The organism is Sphaerobacter sp. (genome assembly GCF_019683595.1).
Lineage (GTDB): Bacteria > Chloroflexota > Chloroflexia > Thermomicrobiales > Thermomicrobiaceae > Sphaerobacter.
Map to the genome: position 1 here is coordinate 22,361 of NZ_JADGHZ010000024.1, position 11,172 is coordinate 33,532.

Sequence of the window (11,172 nt, forward strand, 5' to 3'; positions counted from 1 at the left end):
GGGATGGTGTGCGGATGCCCAGCCATGAGGATCAGCCCGCTTCGGCGCTTGAGCGCCGCCTGACGCGCCGTGGCACCGTGAAGCTCGTCACGCTCGGACTGAGCTCGGTTGTCATCGGACCACTGCTCGCCGCCTGCGGCGAGGCGGGCGAGACGGCGTCAGGCGGGGACACGTCGCCCACAGCCACAACGGCACTCGCTTCGGCCGATCCCACGCCCACCTCAGCGCCCACGACCGAGACGGCCGGGACGGGTGAGTCGACGCCCCAGGCTGAGGGCGAGCCGATCCGGCTCGGTATCCTGCTTCCGTTCACCGGCGTCTACGCCCAGCCCGCAGCGGATGTCGAGCGCGGGGTCATGGTCTACCTGAAGGGCATCGGCAACGAGATCGCCGGTCGACCGGTGACCGTCATCCGCGAAGACTCCGAGGCCGATCCGTCCACCGGTATCACCAAAGCGCGCAAGCTGATCGAGCGCGATCAGGTCGACGTCATGATCGGGCCGCTGAGCAGCGCCGTCGGGACCGCCGTGCGCGATCTGGTCGTCAGTAGTGGCATCCCACAGATCTACCCGATCCCCGGCACACTGGAGGAAAGCGGCACTCCCCCGGCGCCCAACATCTTCCGGGTTTCGTATTCCCCCGCGCAGCTCGGCGTCGCCTCCGCACGGTACCTGTACGAGACACTCGGGTACCGCACCATGGCGATCATGTGCCCGGACTATGTCTGGGGTCAGAAGGTGGCCGAAGCCTTCAAGTCCAGCTTCGAGGAGCTGGGGGGCACCATCGCCGACGTGACCTTCACCCCGCTCGACACCACCGACTTTGCGCCGTACTTGGGTAGAGTGGACCCGGCCAGTCTCGACGCGATGTGGGTCTTCTACTCGGGCGGGGACGCCATCCGCTTCGTGGTGCAGTACGGGGAGATGGGTCTCACGTCCGACCTGCCGCTGACCGGTGCCGGGGACGTGGTGGACGAGGCCTTCCTCCCCTCGCAGGGTGATGCTGCCCTCGGCTTCGTCAGTTTCCTGCCCTACACGCCCAGCCTGGAGAATGACGCGAACGCGGCCTTCGTCAATGCCTACCAGACGGAGTACGATGCCGCGCCGGGCTTCTTCAACGAGATTGGCTGGGTTGCGGCGGCGATCGTCGACGAAGCAATCCGTGCCGTCGACGGCGATGTGAGCGACAAGGCGAAGCTCGCTGCCGCGATGGAGCAGGTCGAGTTCGACTCACCGCACGGGCGCTTCCGCTTCGACATGAACCGCTTCCCGATCCTCGACATGCAAGTCCGCCGCGTGGAGCTGGATGATTCCGGGGAGTACGTCAACACCATCATCGACGTCATCGAGGGCATCGACAGCAACGGGATGATCGGCGGGTGAATCGCGTGCGGGGTATGCGGCCGACGTCGGTACAGCGAAGGAGGGAACCATGCAGCCGGACACGAGTCTGCGGGTGACGATCCCGGCAGAGCCAGAGGCGATCGAGGTCGACCTGAAACGCACCGCGGCCATCGTGGTCGACATGCAAAACGCCTTTCTTTCGAAGGGCGGGATGCTGGACATTGCCGGGCATGACATCTCGCGCGCCGACGAGACCATCGCCGCGGCCAGTCGGACGCTGTCGGCCCTGCGTCGTGCCGGGTCGACGGTGATTTACCTGCAGATGGGCTATACACCGGACCTGTCCAACGCCGGTGGCCCACACTCGCCCAACCCGCACAAGGAGCTCGCCCTGTGCCTGATGGCGGCGCAGCCGGAGCTGCGCGGCAAGCTCCTCATCTGGGGCGACTGGGACGCAGAGATCGTCGACGCGCTGAAGCCGGAGCCGGGCGACTTGGTCGTGCGCAAGTCGCGCTACAGCGGCTTCGCGGGGACCAATCTGGATGCGCTGCTCCGGACGCGCGGGATCACGCACGTCGTCGTGATGGGCGTGGCCACCAACGTCTGTGTGGAGTCAACCGTGCGCGACGCGTTCTTCCACGAGTACTGGCCGGTGGTCGTCACGGATGCGACCTATCAGGCCGGCCCGCCGGAGATCCAGGAGGCCAGCCTCTTCAATATCCGCACCTTCTTCGGCTGGGTCACGACCTCGCACGATGTCGCGCGGGCGGTCGATCAGGCACTCGCAGCCGGTGCGCGTGCGGGGTGACTGAGAGGCGGGATCGGACTCGGCCGTAGACACAAAGGAATCCATGTCGGAGCGATGACTGTGCCGCGGACGCGGGCCAGTGGCCGGCTCGCGTGATGTGGTTCCGGATGAAGGGAGTAGTGGTTCGTGCCGCTGAAGATCGATGTCTTTTGTCACTTCTTCCCGACGCGCTACTGGCAGGCGATGCTGGATCAGGCCGCGGGCTCAGCCTATATGCAGAAGCGCGTGCGGGGGATTGCCGCGCTCCATGATCTGGACGAGCGTCTCCGGCTGATGGAGCCACATGAGAACTACGTGCAGGTGTTGTCCCTGCCTGGACCGCCGATCGAGGCGTTCTGCCCGCCGGAGAAGGCTCCGGAGCTGGCTCGGATCGGCAACGAGGGGATGGCGGAGCTGGTCGACCGCTATCCCGACCGCTTCGTCGGCTTCATCGCCGGGCTCCCGATGAACAACCCGGATGCGGCCGTGCGTGAGGCGGAACACGCCATCACGCAACTCGGTGCCACCGGAGTCCAGATCTACACCAACGTGAACGGCGCGCCGCTGGATCAGGACGTCTATCTGCCGCTCTTTGCCCTCATGGCGGAGCACGACCTCCCGATCTGGGTGCACCCGTCGCGCGAGCCCGACGTGCCCGACTACCGCACGGAGGAGCGCTCCAAGTACGACATCTGGTGGGCCTTCGGCTGGCCCTACGAGACGAGCGTCTTCATGGCGCGGATGGTCTTCTGGGGCCTGTTCGACCGCTTCCCGAACATCAAGATCATTACCCACCACATGGGCGGGATGATCCCGTACTTCGAGGGGCGCGTCGGCTTCGGGCTCGACTCGCTGGGCCGGCGCACCGACGAGGCGGAGGACCTGGAGGCGCGACAGCGGCTCCAGCACCGGCCATACGACTACTTCCGCCGCTTCTACGCCGACACGGCGCTCTTCGGGGCGCTCCCGGCAACCGAGTGTGGCCTGGCATTCTTCGGCACCGAGCGCGTCTTGTTCGCCTCCGACTTCCCCTTCGACCCGAAGGGTGGGGCGCTGTTCATCGGCGAGACCGTGCGCGTGGTGGAGAACATGACGGCATCGGCGGAGGACAAGCAGGCCATCTTCGAGGGCAACGCCCGGCGGCTGCTGCGGTTGCGCCTCCCCGACTAGCATGGTCGCGCGGGCAGATGCGGGCGTGCCGTGCCGGGGGTCCTTGACCGTGGTCGGCTTGCGACCTACACTGGAGCGGGCCGAGACCGGGGATGCGTTGGGACGGGGCGTTCCGCCCCGCCCTGCCGTGCGCGACGCGCGTAGGATGCGTCGTTTGCGCCGGGATCACGGTGGCTGTGCCGCGCCGGCGGCTGCCGTCGCCCGCCGCCCAGGGGCAGCGGGCCGCGCGGCATGCGTCGGTGGGCCGTCGCCGTGGGTGCGGCCAACGGGCAGGTAGTACGGAAAGGACGGTCAGCCATGAGTTCCGCTGCCAAGCCGCGGAGCTTGCAGGACATCGTCGACAGTGTGCCCAATATCGCCCAGTACCTGTACAACAACCAGACCGGCCCCCGGATCTACCCGGTGGTGCAGCCTGAGTACACCAACTGGCGCGATGAGCAGCGGTCCTGGCGGGAGACGGCCTGTCTGTTCGACCTCTCCTACCACATGACCGACCTGTATGTGAGCGGGCCGGATGCCTTCCGCCTGCTGGAGCGGCTGTCGATCAACAGCTTCAAGGGGTTCAAGCCGGGGCGGGCCAAGCAGATGGTGGCCTGCAGCCCGGCCGGCTACGTCATCGGCGACGTGATCCTGTTCTACCTGGACGAGGAGTCGTTCAACCTCGTCGGGCGCCCCTCGGTGCACAACTGGGTGCAGTTCCACGCCGAGACAGGCGGCTACGATGTCAAGCTCGAGCGCGATGAGTGGGCGGTGGGCGACCCCAACCGGCGGCGCAAGGTGTTCCGCTTCCAGGTGCAGGGGCCGAACGCCACGCAGATCCTGGAGAAGCTGAACGGTGGGCCACTGCCCGACGTCAAGTTCTTCCACATGGGCTGGATCACCATCGCCGGGCACCAGGTGCGGATGTTGCACCACGGGATGTCCGGGGTGGCCGGCGCCGAGCTGATCGGGCCGTTCGAGCACGGGCCGGAGGTCAAGGCGGCGATCGTCGAGGCGGGTAAGGAGTTCGGCCTGCGCCAGGTCGGCTCGCGGGCGTACGCCACCAACACGCTGGAGTCGGGCTGGATCCCCTCACCGCTGCCGGCGGTGTACACGGGCGAGGAGCTGCGGGCCTACCGCGAGTGGCTGCCGGCGGCCAGCTACGAGGGGGGCGGCGCCATCGGCGGGAGCTTCGTCTCGGACAACATCGAGGATTACTACCTCGACCCGTGGGAGTTGGGCTACGGGCCGATCCTCAAGTTCGACCACGACTTCATCGGGCGCGAAGCGCTGGAGGAGATGGCCAAGCAGCCGCACCGCAAGAAGGTGACGCTGGCCTGGAACGGCGAGGATGTCGCCAAGGTCTTCGCCTCGCTGTTCGGCAAGGACACGCCGGGCAAGCACATCGACCTGCCGCTGTCGCAGTACGCCACCTGGATGTACGACAAGGTGGTGAACGCGCAGGGCGAGACGGTGGGCATCTCCACCTTCTGCGGCTATAGCTGGAACGAGCGGTCGATGCTGTCGCTGGCGATGCTGGACGAGGCGTATGCCGAGCCGGGCACCGAGGTGACGCTGATCTGGGGCGAGCCGGACGGTGGCTCGCGCAAGCCGTCGATCGAGCCGCACCAGCAGTTCGAGATTCGGGCCACGGTCGGGCCGGTGCCGTATGCCGAGCCGGCGCGGCAGTACCGCGCGCAATTGCAGCAGCGCCGCTAGCCGCGTCGTTCGCGGGATGGCACACACCAAGCCCCGGGGGCATTCCCCCGGGGCCACATTTTGCTGGGCTCTGGGTGGGCGCTTATGGCTATGCCGAACCGTCGCCCGGACACCCGAGCTCGCGCTGCTTTTCCTGCACCCACTTGACGGTGGATTCCACCGCGTTGAACGTGCTCCAGTGGACGCCGATGATTCGGTCGCGAGCGGCGTCGGCCGACTCGGCCAACTCCCCGATGGTCGCCCATGGGTCGTAGCGCGCGCCGCCGGTCAGCACGAACCGCGCGAGACCCCGCTGCTTCTCGAGGTAGCGGAGCGACGCACCGATCCCCAGCCGCATGGCGATCCGCACCAGCCGGTCGAAGCGGATCGTGCCCGGAAGACAGAGGTAGAGGGGCAGCGTGAAACCGGCCGCGGTCGCGTCATTGATCCACTTCAGCATCGCCTCCGGGTTGAAACTGATCTGCATGATGGCGTAGGAGGCATAGCGCTGCTTCGCCAGGAGCGCGGACGTGAGCGCGTCGTCGGAGATCTTCGGGTGCCCCTCCGGGTAGGCGCCGATGCCGATGGTGCTCGGGCGCTGCGGCAGCGTCGCGAGTGACTCCAGCAGGTCCAGCGCGCTCTCGAACTCCCCGACCGGTCGATCCGGGTCGCCGCCGATGACGAACACCTCATCGATGCCGAGCTCCATCAATCGGGCGATGATGCGCTCAAGCTGGGACGGCCCGGCGATACCCCGTGCCGTGAGATGCGGCACGACCCGAACCCCGCGCCGGTGCAGATCCTCCGTGAGCGCGAGCGTGGCGTCGATGCCGAGGTCCGGCGAGACCGTCACGGTTACCTTCATCGAGGATGGCACGAGCGGGGCGAGCTTCTCGGCCGTAATCGTTGGGAGCACCTCGAGCCGCGAGTCCCCCAAGACGCGACACGCCCACGAGTTGTCCATGCGTTCGCTCCCCTCCCGCTTCGGTCGGGCACGCCGTTCGGGCTAGCGCCAAACGGCATGCACTGTTCTGGCAACGGGGACACTCCGGCACACGCCGTTCGGCCCGTTGCCCCGCTGCTTCGCACGTTCGTGCCGATTGTAGGTGCTTCACGGATGCTGTCGCAACGTCGCCCCATGCGGGGTCGCGCGCTCGGGAGTTCTGAGGCGCACGACGTGCTTGCTCAGGCGTGTACGAGCGTTCTCGTTGATCGCACGGGTTGACCAGCGCAGCAGACGCCTTTAGAATGCCATTGGCCGAATCTCCGGGGTACACAACAAGCGAGATCGATGGGAGGCAACGTGGATCGTCTTCTGTCGCGACGTGACGTGCTGCGTTACAGTGCCTTCTCCTTCGTCACCCTCGGCGCGAGTGCCCTGTTGAGTGCGTGTGGCGGTGGATCCGAGTCGCCGACGCAGGAAGCCGCGGCTCAAACAACGCCCACGCCGACGGAGGCCCCGGCGACGGCCGCCGCGTCGCCCACCGAAAGTGCTTCCCCTTCCGCGAGCCCAGAGGCGGAGTCCTCGCCCACAGCGAGTGGGTCGACCGCCGCGTGGGACGAGGTCGTCGCCCAGGCGAAGGAAGAGGGACAGCTCGTGCTCTATGACGGGCACGGCGGCGCGATTCCCACCATCGGATATGCGGCGGAGCAGTTCCAGTCCGAGTACGGCATCCAGGTCGACGTCTCGGCCATGCGCGCCAGTGAGGGGCAGGAGCGCGTCCGTGTCGAGCAGCAGGCCGGCCAGCCCGTTGCCGACCTCGTGACGATCGGGTCGACGCAGGCCTGGCTCATGATCAACCAGGACAAGACGGTCCAGCCGATCGGGGATCTCCCCAACCTCTCGCGAGTCTCGCAGGAGGTCATGGCTCAGGCTGAAGGATTCGGCCTGACCGAGCACGCCGTATTTGAAGCCATTCAGGTGTATGGGGTTCTGGTCAATACGCGATTGGTGCCCGAGGGTGAGGAGCCCAAGACCTGGCAGGATGTCCTCGATCCCAAGTGGAGCGGCCAGATCGTCATGGACGATCCCCGGGCCATCGGTGGCGGGTTCGTCTTCTTCTCCGCCGCGCTCGTTGCGCTGGGTGAGGATTTCCTCCGGAACCTCGCGGCCCAGAAGCCGGTGCTGACCCGGAACATCGCCGATTCGGCCAACCGCGTCGCACGTGGCGAGTTCGCGCTGATGATCCCGTTTGCGCTGGGTCTCTTCCCGCAGGTGAAGGATGTCCCGACGGTCAAGGTCGTGATGCCGGAACCGGGCGCGCCGTTCGTCCTCCAGGGCATCTCCATCCCGGCCCAGGTGCGCCACCCGAACGCGGCTCGGCTCTTCATCGACTACCTGCTGTCGGACAAGGTTCAAGAGCATCTCGCCGCCAACTACCTGCGTCCGGTCGTGGATTCCGCGCTGGACGCGGCGCCGCCGGAGGCGCGGGATCTGCTGTCCGCCCCGCTCTTGGGAACCTCCGATCCGCCGCGCAGCGAGGAGCGGCTGGCGCTCGCTGCGGAGATCTTCACGGACTGAGGCGCGCGGCCGGACTCACCATGGTACCGCGGTTGGCGGATCACGCCGTCTCGCACGGTGTGCCGCCGACCGCGCTGGAAGCGAGAGGTCCATGGCGATCGCAGATATCATGAGGCAGTCGCGCCGCCGCACGTCGACCGTGCTCACCGGTCCCGTCTTGCTCCTAGTGATTGTGGCGGTCTTGACGGTCTCGCCGGTGCTGCTCCTCGCCTATGGCGGTCTGCGGGATGCCCCCATCGGTGCGCCCGGCAACCTGACGCTGGACAACATCTCCCGCCTCGTTCTCTCCTCGGCCTGGCTGGTCATCCTGGAGACCGCGGTCATCTCGGCATCGGCCGTGATCGGTGGCTTCCTGGTCGGCGGGGTCGCACTCGCCTGGCTGGTGGGCCGCACCAATCTGCCGGGTGCGTCCTTCTTCGAGGCGGTGCTCACCCTGCCGCTGTACATCCCTCCGATCATGATGGCCGTCGCCTGGGCCATGCTCGGCGCCCCGCGGGTCGGTCTCCTGAACGTGATCTCGCGGGAGACGCTGGGGTTCGAAGTCCTGGATGTCTACTCGCACACCGGCGTTATCTGGTACCTCCTGGTGTTCAGCGTCGCCTTTCAACTCAGCTTCGCCGCCAGCGCTTTCCGCACCTTTGATGCGTCGCTGGAGGAGGCGGGGCGTGTCTCCGGAGCCCGTCCATTCCGGGTGCTGGTTCGTATCGTCGTCCCGCTGCTCTTCCCGATCCTGTCCGGGGTGTTTCTCTACTCCCTGGTGCGCTCCTTCGAGGCATTCGAAGGCCCCCTCCTCTTGGGTGCCCAGGCTGGTGTGGACATGATCTCGGTGGAGATCTACGACCTGGTGCAGAATCGGCTCCCCCCGGACTACCCGATGGCGTCCATCATGGGGGTGTTCTCAGTGCTCATCGTCCTGCCGCTGACGTGGTATCAGTGGCACGTGTTGGGGCGGCGGAGCTTCACCGTCCTGGGCGCCAGAGGGTACAAGTCGGGTTCGTACGACCTCGGCGTGTGGAAGATCCCCGCCTTCCTCCTCTGCGTCCTGGCGACCGTGCTGGTGGTCTTCCTACCGATCTCTCAGCTCGTGCTGGGCTCCTTCACCCGGTTCTTCGGCGTCTTCGAAGCCGGCTTTACCCTGGACCATTACTCCAGCGTCCTGCACAACGGCCAGCTTCTGCGGGCGCTGCGGAACTCGGCGGTCCTGGGGACGATCGGGGCGACGCTCGCCCTCCTCCTGAGCGGCCTGGTGGCGTACGTGATCGCCCGTGGCCGTACCGTCCCGCGCTGGGTGCGGATAACCCTGAATTTCCTGAGCTGGCTCCCGCTCACGGTGCCGGGCATCGTGCTCGCGCTCGGCTTCCTCTGGCTCTACGCCTTCGCGCCCATCCCGCTCTACGCGACGCGGGTGGGACTGGTGATCGCCTACGTGGTGCTGGTCCTGCCGCTGGCGGCGCGCGCCATGGTGGGGTCGCTGTCGCAGATTTCGGCCGACATCGAGGAAGCCGGCCGGGTCGCCGGGAGTGGCTGGCTGCGGACCGTCGTCACCATCCTGATCCCGCTGATCTGGCCCTCGGCCATGGTCGCGTGGATCCTGGCCTTCGTCGGGATCTTCCGCGACCTGAGCACGTCGGTGCTCCTGGTGCCCCCCGGGCAGCCGGTGTTCTCCACCGCGCTCCTGGAACTGTGGGGCGTGGGCAAGATCGAAGAGGTCTGCGTCTTGTCCGTCCTCGCCATGCTCCCGATGGTGGTGGCGCGATACCTGGTTGGCCGCCTGCAGGGTTACGAGATGCGGATGCGGTCGACCAGCCGGTGAGGGAGGTTCGATGCCGCGCTTGCGTAGTGTGCTACCGGTAGGAAGTCCGCGGTGGGCCGTCCGGCTCGCTCAGTGGCACGCCCTGGGACTCGCGGACGACGACCTGGACAAGCCCAAGATCGCGATCGTCAACTCCTCATCGGAACTCGCCATCTGCTACAGCCATCTGGACCAGATCGCTGCCCGCCTCAAGCCCATCATCCGCGCAGCGGGTGGGGTGCCGTTCGAGGTCCGCACGACTGCCCCCAGCGACTTCATCACCAGCGTCGGGGGCCGGGGTGGGTACATCCTCTCCGCACGCGACCTGATCTCGTTCGACATCGAGGCGATGGTCGAGGGCGCGTACCTGGACGGGATGATCTGCCTCTCCTCGTGCGACAAGACGCTGCCCGGTCACCTGATGGCCGCGGCACGGCTCGACATTCCGACCCTCATCCTCGCGTGCGGCTACCAGCCGTCCGGCTGCTGCCGGGGTGAGCCGGTGGACATCGAAGAGGTGTTCGTCTCCGCCGTCCACCATGTCCTGGACGGGACCGACGAGGGCCGCGAACGGCTGGCTGAGTGTGCCCGGGAGGCCATCGGTGGGCCCGGCGTCTGCTCGGGTCTCGGCACCGCGAACACGATGCACATGGTCGCCGAAGCGCTGGGCATGACCCTGTTCGGCACCACGCCGGTCCAGGCGAACAGCCCGCGGATGTGGGAGGCCGTCGAGCGTGCTGGCCGCCGCGTGGTGGAGATGGTCCAGGAGGACCTCCGGCCGAGCCGGGTTCTCACCCCCGGGGCGTTCCGGAACGCGGCGACACTCCTCCTGGCGACCGGCGGATCGCTCAACGCCGTCAAGCATCTCCAGGCGATCGCTGAGGCAGGCCGGATCGACGTCGACCTCTTCGACCTGCTCAGCGAGCTCTACGATCGCGTTCCGCTCCTCGTCGAAGTGCGACCCAACGGGCAGACCTCCATCGAGGAACTCGAACAGGCGGGCGGCGCCGCGGAGTGCCTGCGGCGCCTCGCGTCCATCCTCGACCTCGACGCACTCACGGTCGAGGGCACGGTGCTGGGCGACCTGCTGGAGCGCACGAGTGCCGGCGAGGCGTCATCGCGCATCGCCTCGCTGGAGTCCCCGGTCCGGCGCCAGAGCACGCTGATGCCGGTCCGGGGAACGCTGGCCCCGGGTGGCGCGCTGGTGCGGTCGACGGCGTGGGTGCAGGAACGCAGTGGCGAGCCGTTCCGTGGCCGCGCGATGGTCTTCCACGATCAGGACCGCATCGTCGAAGCGGTGCGCGACGGGCAGATTCAGCCGGGCACAGTGGTCGTGCTGCGCGGCATCGGCCCGCGCGGGCAGCCCGGCATGGGGATGGCCTCGTTCGCCGCCTTTGCCCTGGCGCGGCCGGAGCTGGTGGACCATGTGGCCCTCGTCACCGATGGGCAGATCTCGGGCCTGGTCAATCAGGGGCTCGTGGTCGCCGAGGTGACGCCCGAAGCCGCGGTCCCGGACTCGCCGCTCGGTCGCGTGCAGGACGGCGACGAGATCGTCGTGGACCTCAGCGCGCGGCGGGTGGACCTGCTGGTCGACGAGGCGACGCTCCGGCAGCGGGAGCCGTATCAGGGGCCGGAATCCCTGCCGGACGGCTGGCTGGGCGTCTACGCGCGGCTCGCCAGTGATCTACGAAGGGGGAACATCGTGAAGCCGTGAGAAGGCTGAACCTGTAGGCAGAGCGGATGATTCGTGCTCGCAGTGAACTCGCGTAGAGGGAGGACAGCATGGCGATTGTGGGACGCTGGCCGCGGGCGATCTTCTACGATTCGAAGACCACCCTGTTCGACTGGGCCTGGAGCTGGCGCGATGCCGCCCAGTCCTACC

The 11,172-nt window shown here is 67.4% G+C and carries 8 protein-coding genes; 7 read left to right on the top strand and 1 reads right to left on the bottom strand.

What is annotated here, in order from left to right; genetic code table 11:
• Nucleotides 1–14: 14 nt before the first annotated feature.
• The 4 genes from IRZ30_RS04670 (at nt 15) to IRZ30_RS04685 (ending at nt 4,998) form a co-directional block, all read left to right on the top strand.
• On the top strand, nt 15–1,382 hold the full coding sequence (locus IRZ30_RS04670; protein ID WP_294083464.1) for a penicillin-binding protein activator: 1,368 nt from the start codon (nt 15–17) through the stop codon (nt 1,380–1,382).
• A 49-nt stretch (nt 1,383–1,431) separates the two neighbouring features.
• A complete protein-coding gene (locus tag IRZ30_RS04675; protein WP_294083453.1) occupies nt 1,432–2,151 on the top strand; it encodes a cysteine hydrolase in 720 nt (239 codons plus the stop codon).
• A gap of 126 nt (nt 2,152–2,277) precedes the next feature.
• Nucleotides 2,278–3,300 carry an amidohydrolase family protein gene (locus IRZ30_RS04680; RefSeq protein WP_294083455.1) on the top strand — a complete coding sequence of 341 codons (1,023 nt, stop codon included), beginning with the start codon at nt 2,278–2,280 and terminating at the stop codon, nt 3,298–3,300.
• 297 nt (nt 3,301–3,597) lie between these two features.
• Nucleotides 3,598–4,998 (top strand): aminomethyl transferase family protein, encoded by a 1,401-nt coding sequence (locus IRZ30_RS04685; protein WP_294083457.1) that lies wholly within the window; start codon nt 3,598–3,600, stop codon nt 4,996–4,998.
• An 88-nt stretch (nt 4,999–5,086) separates the two neighbouring features.
• Here IRZ30_RS04685 and IRZ30_RS04690 read toward each other — a convergent pair whose 3' ends face one another.
• On the bottom strand, nt 5,087–5,941 hold the full coding sequence (locus tag IRZ30_RS04690; protein WP_294083459.1) for a methylenetetrahydrofolate reductase: 855 nt from the start codon (nt 5,939–5,941) through the stop codon (nt 5,087–5,089).
• A 339-nt stretch (nt 5,942–6,280) separates the two neighbouring features.
• On the opposite strand from IRZ30_RS04690, the gene IRZ30_RS04695 reads away from it, so the two are divergent.
• The 3 genes from IRZ30_RS04695 (at nt 6,281) to IRZ30_RS04705 (ending at nt 11,004) form a co-directional block, all read left to right on the top strand.
• Complete coding sequence (locus tag IRZ30_RS04695; RefSeq protein ID WP_294083461.1) at nt 6,281–7,498, top strand: extracellular solute-binding protein; 1,218 nt, start codon at nt 6,281–6,283, stop codon at nt 7,496–7,498.
• A gap of 91 nt (nt 7,499–7,589) precedes the next feature.
• On the top strand, nt 7,590–9,311 hold the full coding sequence (locus IRZ30_RS04700; protein ID WP_294083462.1) for an iron ABC transporter permease: 1,722 nt from the start codon (nt 7,590–7,592) through the stop codon (nt 9,309–9,311).
• 10 nt (nt 9,312–9,321) lie between these two features.
• Nucleotides 9,322–11,004, top strand: coding sequence for a dihydroxy-acid dehydratase (locus tag IRZ30_RS04705; protein WP_294083463.1), 1,683 nt, complete (start codon nt 9,322–9,324; stop codon nt 11,002–11,004).
• Nucleotides 11,005–11,172 lie beyond the last annotated feature (168 nt).

What these genes read in the sequence shown, in the direction of transcription:
- IRZ30_RS04670 (WP_294083464.1), top strand. Translation starts at nt 15, where the DNA reads ATGCCCAGCCATGAGGATCAGCCCGCTTCGGCGCTTGAGCGCCGCCTG.
- IRZ30_RS04675 (WP_294083453.1), top strand. Translation starts at nt 1,432, where the DNA reads ATGCAGCCGGACACGAGTCTGCGGGTGACGATCCCGGCAGAGCCAGAG.
- IRZ30_RS04685 (WP_294083457.1), top strand. Translation starts at nt 3,598, where the DNA reads ATGAGTTCCGCTGCCAAGCCGCGGAGCTTGCAGGACATCGTCGACAGT.
- IRZ30_RS04690 (WP_294083459.1), bottom strand. Translation starts at nt 5,941, where the DNA reads ATGGACAACTCGTGGGCGTGTCGCGTCTTGGGGGACTCGCGGCTCGAG.
- IRZ30_RS04700 (WP_294083462.1), top strand. Translation starts at nt 7,590, where the DNA reads ATGGCGATCGCAGATATCATGAGGCAGTCGCGCCGCCGCACGTCGACC.
- IRZ30_RS04705 (WP_294083463.1), top strand. Translation starts at nt 9,322, where the DNA reads ATGCCGCGCTTGCGTAGTGTGCTACCGGTAGGAAGTCCGCGGTGGGCC.